The organism is Chitinophaga sp. GbtcB8, from assembly GCF_019091455.1.
Lineage (GTDB): Bacteria > Bacteroidota > Bacteroidia > Chitinophagales > Chitinophagaceae > Chitinophaga.
Map to the genome: position 1 here is coordinate 1 of NZ_JAGXJN010000038.1, position 19,359 is coordinate 19,359.

The following is a 19,359-nucleotide window of genomic DNA, read 5'->3' on the forward strand; positions in this document are numbered from 1 at the left end:
AAAATATTGAAACGGATGCCCTGCTGCGCGGCTGCGTCACCGGTGATGATAATATCACTCTCCTCCCATTTGGCGGCCCATGCTGCCGCCTGCTCTTCCAGCATGCGGTCAAAACCTTTGGCGTAAATGTGCGCTATCACCTGTTTGCAGGCGCCTATAAGATCTTCCCTTGCATGATTCTCTGAAGAAAGATTAGCGGCATATTTAAAAATGGTGATCTCCTGGTTAGCACTCACGGATACCACTACACGGCCAGCCACGTATTTTTCTGCTTCTACCGGAAGGGCCGGGGATGCTACTTCCACGCCTTCCCTGCAAACTTTGAATTGCATACCGGTGCATACATCAAAACCCGTTTTCCTGGTGCGCAGGGTCAGGAAAGAGCCCTGGCTGGTGGCTTCACGGCTTACCTCTTCCCAGAATTTTTCGTCATAGTTAGCATCCTGGTTCTTTACATCACCGTCTATAAAAGGCGTGATGGTAAGCTGGCCGTCAAAGTTCAGCGGGGTAATGCGGTAACGGATGGCGCCTGCTTCATCATCTGCAATGCTGCAGAAACGCTGTGTGTGCACGCGCACCTGTTTGCCGCTGTTAAGGGTGGCTGTAAAGGAACGTTCCAGGTAACCGGCCTTCATATTCAGCACCCGACGGAAATTGCTCACCGTGCAGGTGTGCAGATCCAGCACCTCATCATTTATACGTATATCTATACCGATCCAGTTGGCGGCATTCAGCACTTTGGCAAAATATTCGGGATAACCGTTCTTCCACCATCCCACGCGGGTTTTATCGGGATAATACACACCGGCTACATAATTGCCGGACAGTGTTTCACCGGAGTAGGCTTCTTCAAAGTTGGCGCGCTGGCCCATACGGCCATTGCCAATACTGAAAAGGCTTTCAGATATTTTATTGCGATGGGGATCAAATCCTTCTTCGATGATATTCCATTCATCTGTTTTGATGTACTGCTTCATTTTTGTTTTTTTGAGCTGAAAGCAGAAAGGATAAAGCATAAAGCTTATTATGTTTTGCTGCATTCCAGCTTTCTGCTTTATGCTTTATGCTTTGCGCTTTCTGCTTTATGCTTTAAGCTTTCCAAGATTCATATGATCTAACCCGGGGATCACTTCATCTGCGCCTTGCAGTATGGTGGAATCCCCTATGCCAATGACTTTCATGCCGGCGGCTTTGGCTGCTGCTATGCCGGCAATGGCATCCTCAAATACCACACAATGTGCGGGTGATATATTTAATAGTTTGGCGCATTGGAGAAATACTTCGGGATCAGGTTTGGATGCGGTAACGGTATTGCCGTCCACGATCGCATCAAAGAGGTGTAATAACGCTGTCTTTTCCAGGATGAGGCCTGCATTTTTGCTGGCAGAACCTAATCCGGTTTTTAAACCGGCAGCCCGTGCCTGCTGCAGGAATGCCTCTACGCCGGGTAATATGTCCTGCGGCGTCATGCGGTTGATCATTGCTACATACCAGTCGTTCTTGCGGGTGGCCAGCTCCTGCTGTTCCAGCGGCGTTTTATCTACCCCGCCCCATTCCAGGATCAGCTGCAGGGAACGCATGCGGCTAAGGCCTTTCAGCTTTTCGTTCTGTGCTTCGGTAAAATCAAATTCCAGCTCCTGGGCCAGTTTCTTCCAGGATTTGTAGTGATACACGGCTGTATCTACTATTACACCATCGAGATCAAAAATACATGCTTGGATCATAAAAAAGCTGAAGGCAGAAAGCGGAAAGCATAAAACTGCCTGTGTTTTGTTGTTAATGTTTATTGCTATGCGGCAACGGTAATTAAAGAACGCTGAATACCAAACGCCAAACGCTATTTTCAATTCCCTTGTGCTGTTGCAGCGTCCGGCATTTGGCATTCAGCGTTCTGATTATTTTAATTCCAGCACCAGCGTGGTATTCGCCGGGACGCTGATGGTATCTGTTATGGATTGTTCTTTACCGGTGATAATGTCCAGGGCTTTGCTAAACCCATTGATCCGTTCTGTAAATCTTGCAGCAGCCAGGCTTTGGGGAGTGTCATTTGCATTCAGGATCACCATCACGGTTTTGCCGTTGTTGTAACGAAAATACACATATATCCCGTTTTCCGGTACATATTGCATCAGCTTACCGGTTTGCAGCACTTCGTTCTGTTTGCGGTAATTAGCCAGCTTACGCAGGTAGTCAAACACTTCGTTCTCTGCAGCAGTACGGCCGGCAGCGCTGAACTTGTTCACGCTATCACCTGCCCATCCGCCCTTAAAATCTTCCCGCACCAGGCCATCGGGATTACAGAAATTCTTCATTAATATTTCTGCGCCGTAATAAAGCTGCGGAATACCACGGGTGGTCAGCATGCAGGCCAGCGCCATCTTATACTTAGCAATGTTTTCGTTGGTAACGGAAAAGAAACGGCTCAGGTCATGATTATCCAGGAAGATCACGTTACGGGTAGCATCCTGGTATACAAAATCATTGGACAGCATATTATACAGGCCGGTAACGCCGTCCTGCGCTTTGGTTTTGCCATTCACCAGGTCTGAAACAGCCCAGAGGAACTGGAAGTCCGTTACACCCTGTAATTCCGTATCAAAGCCATGGTTAAGGGTATTGCCTTGTGTAAACACGGCCTGGTTAGGCACGCCATGCACAAAGGTTTCGCCAAAGAAAGTAAGCTGGGGATATTCTTTTTTCATGGCCTCCGCCCACTCTTTCATATACCCGGCATCGTTATAACCGTAGGTATCCAGGCGGAAACCATCCACACCTGCATATTCTATCCACCAGATATGGCTTTGTGTAAAATAATTACGCACGTAAGGGTTCACCTGGTTCATGTCCGGCATGTGAAGATCGAACCAGCCATCGGTCATGAGCTTTTTATCGGCTTGTGCTGCGTAGGGGTCAAAGATGGGCTGCTCCTTGAAATTAGAGCGGGTAAATTCCGGCCATTGATGTACCCAGTCTTTGGAAGGCAGGTCCAGCATGGTCCAGTGACGGCTGCCAATGTGATTATGCACCAGGTCCTGGATCATTTTCATGCCGCGCTTATGCAGCTCGTCTGTTAGTTTTTTATACAGCTCGTTGTTACCATAACGGCGGTCAATGCGGTAATTTTCCGTAGCGGCATAACCGTGATAGGATGCGGAAGGCTGGTCGTTTTCCAGTACAGGGTTTAGCCACAACGTGGTAATGCCCAAGTCCTGCAGATAATCCAGGTGATCAATAATGCCCTGCAGATCGCCGCCGTGCCGGTAATACATAGAATCCCGGTTGAGGGTGGTTTGCTGCATACCTTTTACAATGTCGTTGCTTTTATCGCCATTGGCAAAACGGTCCGGCATTATAAGATATACCAGGTCCTTATTGGTGATGCCCTGCGCTTTTGCTGCATGGTTACGGGCTTTCAGCTCATAGTTATAGCTGATCTCCTTTGCGCCGGGTCTGGTAAACCGGAGCTTAAAAGTACCCGGTTTAGCGGCCGTGGTAATATCCAGGTCTACAAACAGGTAGTTTGGATTTTCTACCTTATGCACCTCCTTTAAGGTTACGCCGGGGTATTCCAGCTGCACATTACGTTCCGCTATCTTATCCCCATGTACAATTAACTGCAGGAAGGGCTGCTGCATCCCTGCCCACCAGGATGCGGGCTCGATGCGCTCCAGCGGCGGCAGCTGTGCAGAGGAAGTAGTTACGGTTAGAAATAGTACGATTATTAGACAAAGCTGTTTCATGTAAAACTCTGTTCTTAAATTACGAATTATCAATTACGAATTACGAATTAAAATGCAGCGATTAAATAACGCGATTGTGTTGCAACCTTCACAATAAACAATCTGCCTCCACGTAGTACTCTATTCGCAATTATTCATATCATGATTATTTTCAATGGCATTCATGCACCGCCTTGGCGGGGTCGTAATTGCCAATTCGTAATTGAATCAATATCCTGTGTTTTGTTCCAAATTCGGATTTGCAGTTCTGTCAGCAGCAGGAATGGGATACAATGTGCGGTAATCATCCACTGCCTTGCCTTCCTTCACATTGCCTTTCCAGGGCCACAGGTAGCTGCTGCCGGTAAATTTACCAAAGCGGATCAGGTCTGTTCTGCGCTGTCCTTCCCAGAACAGCTCACGGCCTCTTTCTGCAAGAATGAAATCCTGTGTAAGCTGTGGCGCCGTAATAATACCATTAGCATTTCCGTAGGCACGTGTACGTAAGTCGTTCACATATTGCAGGGCTGTTGCAGCACTGCCGCCGGTACCGCCGCGCACTACTGCTTCTGCATACATCAGGTACACATCTGCCAGGCGGAACATCGGGTAATCCGTATCCGGAAAATCGCCTGTCTGGTCAGAGCCGTGCACACCTGTGCTGCTTACGTTACGGTACTTGCCAATGGCATAACCATCGGTAAATGTAAAGATGTCGTTGATCTCCAGGTTTTGCCCGCTGGTGTAGAACATGGCGCGTTTGTCCGTGTTGCCGGAAGGATCGGCAAACTGTCCTACAAAAGCTTTGGTAGTACGCAAACCGGCCCATCCGCCGTTAATGCCAAAGCTGGCTGCGGGCATGCTGCCGCCTACTGCTGCATGCACCAGGAAGGTCATGCCGCCGTAGGTTTTGGTGCGGATGCCATCAAACGTGATGGGGAAAATGATCTCAGGAGAGGTGTTGTTATCTGTCAGGAACAGCTTACGGTATTCGTCTGACAGTGCATATCCTGCACTAATCACTTTAGTGCAATAAGCAATGGTTTCCGTGTATTTCGGTTGTTTAATATATACTTCTGCATTCAGGTACAGCTTTGCCAGCAGGGTCCAGGCAGCGGCTTTATCTGCGCGGCCATACTCATTCTGGCGGGCATCTACCAGGTCAGCATCAATAGCTTTCAGCTCTGCTTCTATGTAATTGAACAGGTCGGTGCGGTTGATCTGTTTTGGAAAAAAGGATGCGCTCACCTCATCTGTTTCTGTAGAAAAAGGCACGTTACCAAACAGGTCCAGCGCATGCCAGTAAGCCAGGGCTCTTAAGAAACGTGCTTCTGCGCGGAAGTGTTTTGCCTCTTCCAGGTCTGTGCCGCTGATGCTGTGGCTACTCAGCTTATCGTCTGTTGTTTCACGAATGAACTCATTACACACGACTATTTCGTAGAAGATACGATCGTATGTAGCTTTAATAAATTCATTGCTGGAGGTCCAGGTCATTTTGTGATAGTCCGACAAAGTACCGTCGTTCCAGGATATTACTGCTTCATCTGTAGACAGCTCCTGTGCGGACCAGTACTGGCGGATGTAGTTGGAAAAACCTTCGTCAATACCGGTAAGGTCCGGTTTGCCTGCAGGCCCTTGCTGACCGCTGATAGCATAACCTGCATACAGCTTGGCCAGGATGGATTTGTAATTCTTAAAATCGTTATATACACTGGCCGATGTTTGATCGTAGAACGGCACACGGTCCAGGTCTTTGGTGCAGGATCCTGCCAGTAAGGTCATACTCACACAGCCGGCCACTACCCATTTATTGATATATTGCTTTATCATTTTTTCCGGTTTTGGTCAATTAAAAATCAAGATTCACACCCAGGGAATACACGCGGGGACGGGGATAGAACTTATTGTCTATACCTTCGCCTACATTGGTGGTGCCCACTTTATCATTCCCCAATTCAGGATCCAGGCCGCTGTAACCGGTGATCACGAACAGGTTTTGTACGGTGGCGGATACACGCAGGTTTACCTTATCCCTTAACAGGTGTTTGAAGTTATAACCCAGGCTCAGGTTATCCATGCGCAGGAAAGAAGCATTTTCTACGTAATAATCAGAGAAATACTGGTTCACTGCAAAACCGGTTTCATTTATGCTGGTTGACATGTTGGCCAGGTAGTTCTGGTAAGAGAAGTTGCGGTAAGCGCCGTTGTTGGAGCTGGCATTGTTATATACATAGTTGCCAATGCTGCCGCGTAAAGAGAATCCCAGGTTCCAGCTTTTATAACCGAACTGTGAGTTGAATCCTAACAGGAATTTAGGATTGGGTGATTTATAACGGTAACGGTCATCCTGTGTTATCTGCCCGTCCTTATTCAGGTCTTCATACTGCCCTTCTACCGGTTTACCATCTTTATACACTTGTTTGTATACATAGTAAGAGAAGGGTGCGTAACCTACAGAGTGGATCTCAACCGTGTTACCGGTACCGCCGGAAATAGTACCTATGGGTATGCCCTGCGCCTTGGGATCCTGTACCTTGGTAAGGTTAGTGATCTTTATGGTATTGTAGGTGAAGTTAAAACCTGCATCCCAGCTAAAGTCTTTGGTGCTGATGGGCGTAGCATTCAGGGTGAACTCAATACCTTTTGTTTCAATGTTACCTACGTTGGTAAGCAGCTGGTTGGTAAGGTTGGAGCCGGCTGCTACCGGTATTACGCTCAGCAGGTCTTTTGTTTTCTTTACATAATAATCCACGCTGCCGGAAATACGGTTATTCAGGAAACCGAAGTCCAGGCCGGCGTTGTAGGTTTTTGTTTCTTCCCATTTGATGTTGGCATCATAACCTTCCGGGCGCAGGGTAAGGTAATAGCTGTTACCAAACTGATATTGCGCAGTAGGATCACTGAGGGTATAACGGGGCAGGTAAGGATAATCCGTTAAGAGTCCGGCAAAATCCTGCTGGCCTGTAACACCATAGCCTACACGCAGTTTCAGGTCAGAAACGGTTTTGGAATTTTTCAGGAAAGCTTCCTGGTTAATACGCCAGGCCAGTGCTGCTGAAGGGAAAGTACCCCAGTGCTGCCGGAAACGGGATGATCCGTCGCGGCGTATGGTAACTGTTAACAGGTAGCGGTCCAGCAAGGTATAATTCAATCTTCCGAAAAATGATACTAAGGTATTCTGTGTTTTGAATGGTACACCGGCGGCGTTGATGGTATCTCCTTTTGCGTTCAGATCAGCGTAAGTTGGTTCTGTACGGATGAAATCCTGGTAAGAGTAACCACCTGTTACATCAATACGGCTGCTGATGCCTTTCAGGTCTTTTGCATAGTTCAGGTAAAAATCCAGCAGTTTGTTATTGCGCGTTTGTGAATAAGGTTTATTCATACCGCCGCGGTTAAATAAGTTACCTGCATTAGCCGGTACCAGGGTACGACCTTCTGTTTTGGATACATCGTAACCCAGGTTCAGGTTAGCTCTTAATTCCGGCAGGAAATGAAATTTATAATCGAATGCGATATTACCCAGGCTTCTTTTTACTTCGCCTTTATCATTCTTCAGCTCCAGCATGCTCAAAGGGTTGCGGGTAGCCAGCGTGTTAGGCGCGGTGTTATTGGTGGTAGGATCCAGCCATTCAAAATAGTTACCAAATGCATTTGTTGTGTGAATGGGTTGCGTGGGATCAAAAGCCACGGCAGCATTAATGGCTTCCTGGTCTGCAAAACGGTTGTTGGTGATAGCGCCTCTTACATTCAGGTCTATTTTTAAATGATCATCCAACAGGTGCGGGCTTAAGCTGATACTGGCAGACTGGCGGCGCATGCTGGAGGTTTTAAGGATACCATCCTGGTTTGTAAAACCTACTGATACGCGGTAGGGCAGTGATTTCAAAGCGCCGCTAAGGTTCAGGTTATTATCCGTACTAAAAGCAGTGCGGTAAATAGCATCCTGCCAGTTGGTATTGGCGGTGCCCAGCAATGCTTTCTGCGCAGCGGTACCATGCTCGTTCACTACCTGGCGGAACTGGTCTGCAGATAATACCGGCACAATACCTTCTTTCTGCGACAGGGAGTTGATGGTGCTGAAGTTCACACGCAGCTGATCCCCTACTTTTCCTTTTTTGGTGGTGATGATGATCACACCATTGGAAGCGCGTGAACCATAGATAGCTGTTGCAGAAGCATCTTTCAGGATATTGAAGGTTTCAATATCATTGGGGTTAATGAAGCTTAAGGGGTTGGAGGTACCTTTTACTTCGGCGTTATCCAACGGCACTCCATCTACCACTATCAGCGGATCGTTGCTGGCATTCAGGGAAGAACCGCCACGGATGCGGATCTTACTACCGGCGCCCGGTGCACCGCCGTTGGAAGAGATTTGCACGCCTGCTACCCTGCCGGTGATCAGCTGTTCCGGTGTGGTAACAGTACCTTTATTAAAATCTTTGGAGCTGATGGCGGTGATAGATCCGGTAAGGTCGCTTTTCTTTTGGGTACCATACCCTACTACCACTACTTCATTCAGTCCCCGGGTATCTGCGCTGAGCTGGAAATCCTGCTGCAATGCGCCGTTAATGGTGAAAGGCCGCTCTATGGGCTGATAACCGATCATTCTTATTACTACAATAACATTACCGCTGGTAACCGGCAATTTGAAACTGCCATCCGGGCCTGCGATGGTATTCTGATTAGTTCCCTTAATGAACACGGTGGCTCCGGGTAGCGGCTGACCTGTTTCGTCGGTCACCTTTCCGCTGATATTACCTGTTTGTGCATAGGTGATAAGGGAACACGCCATAAAGCACAACAGTAATAAATACTTGAGAAGGCGTAGTTTTTGCATCCTGTGAAATTTTTGTTCAGTTTAGTTAAGCCCGGGAACGATACCGGGAACGTTCCCGAAACGTGGTAAAAAAATATTACATAACGATGCCGCTAAAGTAAATGAATTTCCGGAACTGCAAAAAAAATTTTAAATCCGTTCAGGAACTGGTAGATTTCCGCGGAATGATCTTAGACTTCAGCACTACGTGATCCTGTACCGGCGCACCACTTTCCAGTGATTTGAACAGCAGCTGCGCAGCGTGCACACCCAGGTCCCGTGCGGGTTGCGTGATGGTGGTGAGCGAAGGACTTAACAGCGGTGCAATTTCCAGGCTGGAAAAACTGATGATCTTTACTTTTTTTGGGATGTTGATATTCAGATCCTGGCAAACATAATAACTCACAATGGCCAGGCGCTCTACAGCGGCAAACACCCCATCCGGTTTTATGGTGGTTAAAACTTTGGAGATGATATTGTAGCTTTTTTTATGATCATTGCTGCAATCTATCACCAGGTCTTTGTTAAAGGGAATGCCTTCTGCTGCCAGCGCATCCACATACCCCTGCATACGTACGTTACCGATAGACAGGCTTTTGTTGATCACCAGGAAAACGATCTTCTTACAACCGGCTGCTACCAGGTGCCTGGTGGCATTAAAGCTGCTTTCATAATCGTTGGTAGTTACCTTGGCTACATCTATATCATCATACACCCGGTCAAAAAATACCAGGGGCATATGCCTCTTTTTCAGCTGTTTCAGGTAATTATGATCTTTGGCCTCACCGGAGGCCGACATAATAATGCCATCTACCCGGCCATTGGAGAGATCATTGATAATGGAAACTTCCAGCTGGTATTCATCATCCGTAACGTAGATCAGCGAATGATAACCCTTTTCCCTTGCTACCCGCTCAATCCCTTTGATGGCCTGTGAAAAGAAATCGTTGGCCAGCTCCGGTACAATGATGGCAATAGTATTACTCTTTTTCTCCCGCAGGTTGCTGGCATAGAGGTTCGGCTGGTAGTTCAGCTCCCGTGCGCGGGCCAGGATGCGCTCTTTTGTTTGCGCATTGATATCGCTATTGCCCCGGAAAGCTCTTGACACGGTTGATGTGGACAATTTCAGGTCCTTTGCCAGCTCTTTAATATCAACTTTATCCATCGGCGCGAAATTACAATATATTTGAACGATAAAATTTAGCTAATAAATTGCGTATTTTTATACGGATTAATTTTTTGATATGACTTTGCCCGGAATATTTCACCTTACTGCTGCCCGCCTGAACGCCATTGGCAGCTTTTCCACCCCTCCCCCGCCGCCTTATACAAAGGCAGGCAAATAAGTACAGGCTCCCTGTTACTTTCTATTTATAGCCGGCAGCTAATGCCGGTGCTGTAATCCCCTGCCCTTCCTTTTTTAGATCCGGTTTATTCACCGCGCTTTACCAAGGCTGTGAAAGGCTTTGTGGCAGTGCATTACAATGTTTTTTATTCAATGCTCAAATATATTATCATGGTTTTTGCCGGGGCCTGCTGCTTCGGCATCCTCTCTACTTTTGTAAAAGTTGCCTACCAGGAAGGTTATGCCACCGGCGATATTTCCGGCTCCCAGGCTTGTTTGGGTATGTGCGTTTTATGGTTATTATATATACTGACCCGTAAGCGGGAAGGGGGCCGGGGGCCTGTATGGCCGGTGCTGCTGGCCGGCACCACCATTGGGTTATGCACGCATTTATATTACTTGTCTGTTAAATGGATCCCCGCCTCCGTAGCTATTATTTTCCTGATGCAATTTACCTGGATCAGCATGCTGCTGGAATGGGCATTTTTCCGGAAACGGCCTGCAGCGCTGCAGCTGGCGGCCATGCTGCTGATCATGGCTGGTACAGTAATGGCCAGCGGGGTAGCTGATGCACGGGGAACATTGTCGCTGAAAGGCATCCTGTTATCCATGGGTTCCGCTGCTGTTTACGGCATTTATGTAGTGGCCAGCGGGCGGGTAGGCAATACCTTGCCGGCATTAAAAAAGAGCGCGCTGATGATGACGGGGTCCACGATCATCATCTTTATAATTGCCAGGCCTCATTTTTTATTTGACGGGCAGTTATCAATGGGCTTAGCCAAATGGGCCCTGTTCCTTGCTTTCTTTGGGACTATTATTCCGCCTTTGCTGTTTGCTGCCGGGATCCCGAAAACCGGTGTAGTGCTGGGCGCTATACTCATGACAGCAGAGCTGCCGGTGGCGGTAGTTACGGCGCACCTGGTGTTAAAGGAAAACATGTCGCTGCTGCAATGGGCAGGAGTGGGTGTGATGTTGTTTGCAATGATGATTGGGCAGAAACGAAGTAAGGAGTAGGATTATGAAAAGGTAATGCAGCCAATAGCAGCTGCATTACCTTTTACATTATCATTTCACGGCGCGGTCATTTCTTTAATAGCGGCGCTTGCCATATTGGCCTGGGTATCCAGGTGTGCGGCAGTTTTCCGGTCCTTTATGGATTGCAGGATGGGTACAAACCGGCCCTGCAAATGATAGGGTTTATAATCACGCACATGTTTCAGCGCTTTTTCAAAGTTGTCAGTGAACGTAACATTATCGCTGGTTTGTTCCAGCAGCTTCAGATAACCCACTACTACGCGCGATTTCATATTAGTGAACATGCTGTCCAGCGTGCGGCTGAAGAAATCCAGCTTTGTGGTATCGCCGGACATTACGTACACCGCAGCCAGCGCCCAGTTTAAATAATCTTTACTGTCTTTTTCCAGCATGGCGGCGTAACGTTTTGCTTCCGGCATATTCACGGCTGCCATGGCGCTTAGCGCAGCTGCCTGTACGCCATAGGAACGGCTGTTTATTTTTTCCCGGAACAGGGGCATGTAAGTAGTGTCTTTCAGCCTGCCAATGGCTTTGATGGCCGCGGCCTGCACCAGGGTAAAACTGTCTGTCCTGGCCAGGTTCAGTAATACCGGCAGTGCAGCAGCTTTTACTTCCGGCTGCTGCATGTTCAGCGAATCCATGGCGGTAATGCGCAGGCGGAAGAATTTATCTTTACAGGCGGCTACCAATACTTTGCGGGCATCAGCATCCTGCTGTACGGCTGCTGTTTTTTGAATGGCTTCCAGGCGGTCCATGTACAGGGGGGCATGAAAATACTGACAGGCATATTCCTGCAAAGATTTATGATCTGTTTTTACCGCGATCAATACTTTATCTGCATCTACATTCACCAGCTCCGGGCGGGTGGGCAAAGCAAAGCGGAAAGTATCCGCTTTTTGCTTCATCCATACTTCGTGGCGTTCTTTTTTCCCGTTAGTATATATATCAATGGCGAAAGGAAGAGTAAATATTTTACCGGCCTGTGTTTGCTGTACATACACGGTTTGTGTTTTCGTAGCAGCGTCCCAGTTATACTGAATGTCCAGGTAAGGATGTCCGCTGCCATAGTACCATTGGTTAAAGAACCAGTTAAGATCCAGTCCGCTAGCTTCTTCCAGGGCTAAACGCAGCTGCTGCACTTCTCCTGTTTTAAAGGCGTTCTGCGTAAGGTACAGGCGCAGGCCTTTGTAAAACACTTCCTTACCCAGGTAGTTGCGCAGCATGTGCAGGATACGGCCGCCTTTCTGGTAAGTAACGCGGTCTATCACATCTTCCTGCGTATCGTAATAAAAACGCACCAGGTTCTTTTGTTCGTCTGCCGGGCCGCCATCCAGGTATATTTCCAACGCTTTGTTGTTGGTGTAATCACCGGCATCCTGGCCGTATTTGTATTCCTGCCACAGGGTTTCGCTGTAGTTGGCAAAAGATTCATTCACGGTAAGGTAACTCCAGCTTTCCGTGGTTACATAATCGCCAAACCACTGGTGAAACAGCTCATGTACAATGTTGCCGTCCCAAACGCGGTCATCGATCAGCTGCCGGTCGTTCTGGTAAGTGAAATCGCCATGTACAGTGGCAGTAGTATTTTCCATGGCGCCGCTCACAAAATCCCGTACAATGATCTGCGCATATTTATTCCATGGATAGTCTACACCCAGGGTATTGGAAATAAAGTTCATCATCTCCGGGGTGTTGGCAAACAGCTTTTTTGCATAAGGCGCCTGTGCCGGCTCCACGTAATAGCTTACTTCTTTATTCTTCCATTTGTCTTTATAGATGTAATACATACCGGTGGCCATCATTACCAGGTAAGGCGCATGCGGCAGCTCCATTTTCCAGGTATCTGTACGGGTGCCATCGCCATTGGAATGTTGCGCCGCTAAACGGCCGTTGGAGAGGGTTGTATAAGCAGCAGGCACCCTCATGCGGATCTCTGTGGTCATCTTCTGATTGGGCTTATCGATGGTGGGAAACCAGGCGGAGGATGCTTCTGTTTCGCCCTGGGTCCAGATCTGTACCGGCTTTCCGGGAATAGTGCTATCCGGGTTCGTGAAATATAAACCGCGGGCGCTGGTAATGGCACTGCTGCCTTGCGATTTAACCAATGCCGGCTGCGCGGTATAGGCAATATAGATGGTATACTTTTCGCCGGGGCGGTAAGTTTTATCCAGCCTTATGTGCAATTGGGCGCTGTCATAAGTATATTTTAGCGGTTGCTTTTTACCGGCTTTTATTAAGGCCAGCTCGTGGATGAGCATAGTCTTTGCATCCAGCGTAAGTGAATTCACCGTATAAGCATACGGCTGTAATGTGATCCAGGCCTTACCAAACAGCAGCTCTTTGTGATTGTCAAAACGCACTTCCAGCTCCGTATGCACCAAGCTATTGACCTTCGGAGCCGTCTCCCGGTAAACACCCGGCTGCTGCGCTTTAGCAGGTAACATGATAAGAAGGAAAAAGACCGTTATTAAAAAAAATTGCGTGTTCATCCGTTGGCATTTAATGCCACAAAGCTAGGATGGCGCATTGGCACGGGATAGTACGTTATTGCGGTTTTGTTACTATCTTGCTATTGGTACCTTTATTCATTAAATACATTTATGAGCCGCAGTATCTTACACCAGGGGGATTATTATGGCAACATTCAGAAGAAAGTGCAAACCAAAGGGGTGATCCTTACTTTAAGCAACTACCCTGTTCACACTACGTTGCCCGATCATTTTCATGAAAACAGCTATCTCTGTTATGTACAGCATGGCAGCTACCAGGAGCAATCTGTTTCCGGTAAGCTGATCTGCGAACAGGAAGATATTGTTTTTCACCCGGCGGGTATTGCACACAGCAATGCATTCCCGGTAGCTGCTGCCAGCTGCTTTAATATAGAAATAGATGCGGCCTGGCTCAGTAAATTTGAAGCAGGACCTTTCACCCTTACTAAAATTGCCCGCTTAAAAAGCACGGCATTAAAACTACTGATCCATAAAATGCAGGCGGAGTTCCAGCAATACCATGCCTGGTCTAACCTGATGATAGAAGGCCTTACGCTGGAATGCATGGCTTTATTCCTGCGGGAAAAAGCATTGCATAACGATGTGCCCAGCTGGCTGCGCATGGTAAAAGAAATACTGCATGAACAGCAGGAACCGGTAGCGCTGGCAGAATTATCAGCCATTACACAAATGAGCCCCTTTCATATTGTGCGGGCATTTAAGAAAGCGTATGGCGTAAGTATCGGTGAATATGTAAACCAGCTAAAGACAGACCGCGCCTGCACGTTATTGCGGCACACGCAGCAGAACCTGGCGCAGATTGCCGTGGAGTGTAACTTCGCTGATCAAAGCCATTTCGGCCGCATCTTCAAAAAGATAACCGGCCTTACACCGCTGCAATACAGGAAAGCAACAGCGTAGGCCGGCGTGTAAAAAGGGAAGCTTAAAACAATGTGAAAGATGCGTTATGAAATGGCTACCTGTTGTTCCAGGAACTGCCAGTTGAAATATTGTTGTGCATTAAAATAGCAGATGTCCTGCACCACCTTACCTACCCAGGGCAGATCATCCGGCAGCTCGCCGCTTTCAATTTCCTGGCCAAACAGCTCACATACTATACGGCGGAAATATTCATGGCGTGGATAAGACAAAAAGCTGCGTGAATCAGTGAGCATGCCTACAAAACGGCTCAGCAAACCCATATTGGATAAGGCGTTCAGCTGTTTGATCATACCATCTTTCTGATCCAGGAACCACCAGGCAGAACCAAATTGTACTTTGCCTGCAACAGAACCATCATTGAAATTACCGATCATAGTAGCCAGCAGCTCATTATCGGATGGGTTCAGGTTGTACAGGATGGTTTTGGCCAGCTTGTCCTGCCCGTCCAAACGATCCAGGAACCTGGCAAGGGCGCGTGCCTGTGAAAAATCTCCGATGGAATCCCAGCCGGTATCAGGCCCCAGCTGGCGCAGCATGCGGGAATTGTTATTACGCAAAGCGCCCAGGTGGTATTGCTGCACCCAGCCTTTTTCCCAGTCCCACTCTGCCAGCTCCAGCAGCAATGCGGATTTAAACTTGCGGTTCTCCTCCCGTGACAGTGCGGCGCCCCCTCTTATTTTTTTGAAGATGGCCGCTATTTCCGTACCGGTAAAATCATCTGCATAAATTTCTTCAATACCATGGTCTGATACGGAGCAGCCATTAGCGGCAAAGAAATCGTGCCGGTTACGCAGCGCATCCAGCAGGTCCTGGTAGGTATTGATGGTAACATCAGAAGCCTTTCCCAGCTTTTCCAGGTATTGATTATATTTTACCGGATCATCCACATTCATAGAAGCATCCGGGCGGAATGCGGGCAGGATGGGGATTTCGAAGCCTTCTTTTTTCAGCTGCTGATGGTATTCCAGCGTATCTACCGGATCGTCTGTAGTACATACCAGCGCTACTTTCATTTTCCGCAGCAGGTTGCGTACGGAGAAATCAGGGCCCTGCAGCTTTTCTGTACACTCGTCGTAGATCCTGGCAGCAGAAGATGGATTGAGCACTTCGTTCACATCAAAGTAACGCTGCAGCTCCAGGTGCGTCCAGTGGTAAAGCGGGTTACGTAAAGTATAGGGTACGGTGGCGGCCCATTGCTCAAATTTTTCCCAATCCGGCTTATTACCGGTGCAGTAACTTTCATGCACGCCGTTGGTACGCATGGCCCTCCACTTATAGTGATCGCCGTATAACCAGGCCTGTGTTAAATTCTCAAACTGCATATCCGCTGCTATTTGTACGGGCGGCAGGTGGCAGTGGTAATCGATCACCGGCATTTCTTTCGCATACTCATGGTATAATCGCTGAGCAGTGGCTGTGTTTAATAGGAAATGCTCATCCAGGAACTTTTTCATACTTTATTAATTTATACACTCATCTTAACATGATTAACTTTTTTCAGCAGGCTGCCCGCGCCTTCCTGTAACAGGGCGGAGAGCATATTGGTAACCGCGGTGGCAAAACCTTTCAGCTCCGTAAGATCCGTACCCCACAGCGCGGTATTGCTTAACACAGTTCTCACCAGCACGCCAGGTTCCAGGCTTTTCCACTGGGCATGGTACCAGCCCGCATGATCGTCTGTTATCGTGTATGCCTTGCCGTTTGCAGTGCCTTTGTACTCCCCTTCTGCTGTTTGCTCACTGCGCATAAACAGCAGGTAGGCAGCAAAGCCTAATGCCATCAGCTGCGGCGCTTCCTGCGTGCGGCTGTAATGGCGCAGCAATACAGGCACATTACGCATCTTCATTTTAGAGGTGTATTGCATAGTGATGCTGATCCACTGGTGCGCGAGGTGCGGATTACGGAAGCGGTCCAGCACACTATGTGCAAACTGTGTGGCTGCTGCAGCAGTGATATAAATATCAGTAATAGCCGGTACCATTTCCTGTAACATGAGCGTGGCAATGGCGGCTTCCATATCCGCATCTTCCATGGCCTGGCGTACTGTAGTAAAACCAGCCAGCACTGCCAGTCCGCAGCTAAAAGTATGGGTACCGTTCAGGAGGCGCAGCTTCAGCTCCCGGAATACATTGATGTCCGGCGCCAGCACTACACCGTTGTCTGCTTCACTGAAGCTTAAACGTTGTTTTACCAGATCGCTGCCGGTTTCAATGGCCCATAAACGGTAAACTTCCGACATGATCATGAGCTCATCTTTATAACCCAGCTCCTGCTGCATGGCCTCCTGCTCTTTTGCAGGTAATGCTCCGGGCACAATACGGTCTACCAGCGAGCTGCAGAAATAATTTGACTGCGCTACCCAGCTGGTAAAAGCTTCCGGCAAACTATTACGGGCAGCCAGCTCTAAAACTATATCCTTTAACTTTTTACCATTGTCCACGATCAGCTCCGTGGGAATAATGACCATACCTTTATCTGCTGCGCCGTTAAAATGCTGGTAACGGTGGTACAAGAAGGCCAGTAATTTACCCGGGAAAGAGGCCGGTGGCGCGGCATGTACGTTATCATCCGTGAGGGTGATGCCTACCTCCGTAGTATTGGATATGATCACCTGCATATCCGGATTTTCCGCGCATTGTAAGATGGCCGGCCATTCTGCTGCTGCGCTTAATACACGGCTGATAGATGCGTTCAGGATATTTTCTTCTACCTGCTGCCCCTGCTCAATACCACGTACACAAAGCGTGTACAAGCCATCCTGCTCTGCAAAAGCATCAGTAGTGCCTTTGCCGGTGGACTTTACGATCACCACCCTGCCGTTGAATATGCCGGCTTTATTGGCTTTGTCTATAAAATAATCCGGCAGGCCGCGTAACAGCACACCGGTACCAAACTGTAATACCTTTTCCGGCAGCTGCAAATGGGAGGCTTCCGGTATCTGTACAGCTGTATTGCTTTTTAGTGCTGATAATTGTTCTTTAGACAATTGTTTCATCATGACATTATTTTAGTCCCTGGTCCATGGCTGATAGTCCATGACCTATACTTGTATGATATGTTGTGCTTTGTAATCTATGGTCCATGGATAATGGACCATGGACTTATTTTTTAGCCTGTTTAATCAACCAGTTCACCAGGTCTGTAGCGGCCTGGTAGTTTTCGTATTCCGGCGGCAGCTTTCTGCCATCCACGTACTCATTGTAAAACCAGGGATCGCCTACGGCGAATACGGCGCCCTTGCCTACCTGCGCCACTGACATCAACACATGGTCCCCATCTTTATATACAGCTGTAGCGGGAGATTTCACCGTCATGCTGCTCAGCTCTTTAATATATACTTTTTTGGTGTGCGCAAAAATGGGATGCCCGGCAGGGATCTGTAATGCGCCCTGCTCAAACCGCCGTCCCTGCACATGGTTGCGGCTGTCCTCATTAAAGTGAATACCAAAACGTTCTGTTAACAGGTTAATATGCTGCAGCTCTGCATTGGCAGAATCATTTTCCATGATCACCAGCACACCGCCCGCTTTTACCCAGTTGTACAGCTGCTCCGCATCCTGCGCTGTCATGTAATTAGGCCGGGCTGTTTCCTTTTGCGTATCCGGATCTACTATGAGATAAATGTTGCTGTGCTTCAGGTTGGCGGCAGTAGGCGCTACAGACAAGGTATCCAGCGCTACGCCATAACGGTTAAATACATGGCCTAACAGGGAATAACCATTGTTATCCTTTTCGTTCCATACGTAGTGCCAGCGCTGCATTTGGCCGGAAGCATCCTTACGCCATTCGTTATTAAAGTACTGATCTAAAGTAACGGTAAGCCCTTTGCCGGTATTTAATGCAGGCAGCATTTCCATTTCATTGGCAGCCATAATATAAGCGCCTGCGCCCTTGGGGTCATTGGTCACCACCTTTTCGCTGAGGTAATAGGCATAACTGCCATCGCGGTAGGGATTACCGCCCAGACCCGCTACGCTGCACACGCCATCCAGGTTTACGCCGCCTGCTTCTGCCGGCTTAACGAACTGTTTCTGAATACCGGCAAAACCTTTTTGTGCTACTGCACGATAGGTAAGCGGCAAATATCCTTTTCTTACCCCTTTCTCCAACGCATATACGAACATGCAGGAGCCGGAGGCTTCCAGGTAATTACCTTTTTCCTTTGCTTTATCCATTACCTGGTACCAGCAGCCGGAAGCAGGGTCCTGGTATTTCTTTACTGCAGCGGCATAGCGGTTCAGGATAGCAATGAGCGTATCCCGGCCTTTATGATCTGCGGGGAAATAGTCCAGCACATCTACCAGGGCCATACCATACCAGCCCATAGCCCGGTCCCAGAAATTGGGCGAGCGGCCGGTAGTTTTATCTGCCCATTGCTGTTGCCGGGATTCATCCCAGCCATGGTACAACAGGCCGGTACGATCATCCCGGGAATGTTTTTCCATCAGCACAAACTGGCGGGTAATATCATTGAAAGCAGTATCCTCATGAAACAGGGCTGCATATTCTGCATAAAAAGGTTCGCCCATATACAGGCCGTCCAGCCACATCTGGTAAGGGTAGCGTTTCTTGTGCCAGAAACCGCCGTCATTGGTGCGGGGTTGCGCACGCAGCTGCTCCCGCAGGTGTTCTGCTGCTTTTTTATATTTCTCGTGGCCGGTTACCCTGTATAACAACAGTAACAGCGTGCCGTTCTTTACATTATCTATGTTATAGTCCTGCGCTTTATAGGTGCGTATATTGCCCTGGTCATCTATATAATGATCCATGCTTTGCTGCACATAGCTGAAGTACCTGGCGTCGCCGGTATTTTGCCACAGGCCGGCAATTCCTTCCAGCACTACCCCGTGGTCGTAGGTCCAGTTGGGGGGGCTGGATGCGGAATCTTTCCATTTACGCATCATGGTAGTGGCCATAGCAGCGGACTGCGCGTGAGCAACGGTGGCGCTGAGGGCCAGGGCCAGTATGGTGATGAATAATGCGTTTGTTTTCTGCATGTGATCCTGTTTG

Annotated in this window: 11 protein-coding genes and 1 pseudogene; 2 read left to right on the plus strand and 10 right to left on the minus strand. The window is 48.4% G+C overall.

Annotated elements, in window-relative coordinates; all coding sequences use genetic code 11:
• The 6 genes and pseudogenes from KVT36_RS25695 to KVT36_RS25720 all read right to left on the minus strand — a co-directional run.
• Window positions 1-977, minus strand: a pseudogene (locus tag KVT36_RS25695) (glycoside hydrolase family 65 protein); the annotation flags it as partial.
• A 105-nt stretch (window positions 978-1,082) separates the two neighbouring features.
• Complete coding sequence (gene pgmB / locus KVT36_RS25700; RefSeq protein WP_217606314.1) at window positions 1,083-1,724, minus strand: beta-phosphoglucomutase; 642 nt, start codon at window positions 1,722-1,724, stop codon at window positions 1,083-1,085.
• A 171-nt stretch (window positions 1,725-1,895) separates the two neighbouring features.
• Window positions 1,896-3,740: a glycoside hydrolase family 13 protein gene (locus KVT36_RS25705; protein ID WP_217606315.1), complete on the minus strand. Its 1,845-nt coding sequence runs from the start codon at window positions 3,738-3,740 to the stop codon at window positions 1,896-1,898.
• A 207-nt stretch (window positions 3,741-3,947) separates the two neighbouring features.
• Window positions 3,948-5,549: a RagB/SusD family nutrient uptake outer membrane protein gene (locus KVT36_RS25710; protein ID WP_217606316.1), complete on the minus strand. Its 1,602-nt coding sequence runs from the start codon at window positions 5,547-5,549 to the stop codon at window positions 3,948-3,950.
• A gap of 19 nt (window positions 5,550-5,568) precedes the next feature.
• Complete coding sequence (locus KVT36_RS25715) at window positions 5,569-8,514, minus strand: TonB-dependent receptor (protein WP_254640201.1); 2,946 nt, start codon at window positions 8,512-8,514, stop codon at window positions 5,569-5,571.
• Window positions 8,515-8,698: 184 nt separating this feature from the next.
• Window positions 8,699-9,703: a LacI family DNA-binding transcriptional regulator gene (locus tag KVT36_RS25720; protein ID WP_217606318.1), complete on the minus strand. Its 1,005-nt coding sequence runs from the start codon at window positions 9,701-9,703 to the stop codon at window positions 8,699-8,701.
• Window positions 9,704-10,054: 351 nt separating this feature from the next.
• On the opposite strand from KVT36_RS25720, the gene KVT36_RS25725 reads away from it, so the two are divergent.
• A complete protein-coding gene (locus tag KVT36_RS25725) occupies window positions 10,055-10,897 on the plus strand; it encodes a DMT family transporter (protein ID WP_217606319.1) in 843 nt (280 codons plus the stop codon).
• Between the two features lie 56 nt (window positions 10,898-10,953).
• Here KVT36_RS25725 and KVT36_RS25730 read toward each other — a convergent pair whose 3' ends face one another.
• Window positions 10,954-13,362, minus strand: coding sequence for a M1 family metallopeptidase (locus tag KVT36_RS25730; protein WP_217606320.1), 2,409 nt, complete (start codon window positions 13,360-13,362; stop codon window positions 10,954-10,956).
• A gap of 156 nt (window positions 13,363-13,518) precedes the next feature.
• Here KVT36_RS25730 and KVT36_RS25735 point away from each other — a divergent pair, with 156 nt between their 5' ends.
• The gene (locus tag KVT36_RS25735) at window positions 13,519-14,328 is read left to right on the plus strand and encodes an AraC family transcriptional regulator (protein WP_217606321.1); all 810 of its coding nucleotides are present in this window, start codon (window positions 13,519-13,521) and stop codon (window positions 14,326-14,328) included.
• Between the two features lie 44 nt (window positions 14,329-14,372).
• Here the strand turns inward: KVT36_RS25735 and uxaC are convergent, their stop codons facing one another.
• The 3 genes from uxaC to KVT36_RS25750 form a co-directional block, all read right to left on the minus strand.
• Complete coding sequence (gene uxaC / locus KVT36_RS25740) at window positions 14,373-15,803, minus strand: glucuronate isomerase (RefSeq protein ID WP_217606322.1); 1,431 nt, start codon at window positions 15,801-15,803, stop codon at window positions 14,373-14,375.
• Window positions 15,804-15,814: 11 nt separating this feature from the next.
• On the minus strand, window positions 15,815-17,347 hold the full coding sequence (locus KVT36_RS25745) for a tagaturonate reductase (RefSeq protein ID WP_254640202.1): 1,533 nt from the start codon (window positions 17,345-17,347) through the stop codon (window positions 15,815-15,817).
• Window positions 17,348-17,450: 103 nt separating this feature from the next.
• Complete coding sequence (locus KVT36_RS25750) at window positions 17,451-19,346, minus strand: glycoside hydrolase family 88 protein (RefSeq protein WP_217606323.1); 1,896 nt, start codon at window positions 19,344-19,346, stop codon at window positions 17,451-17,453.
• Window positions 19,347-19,359 lie beyond the last annotated feature (13 nt).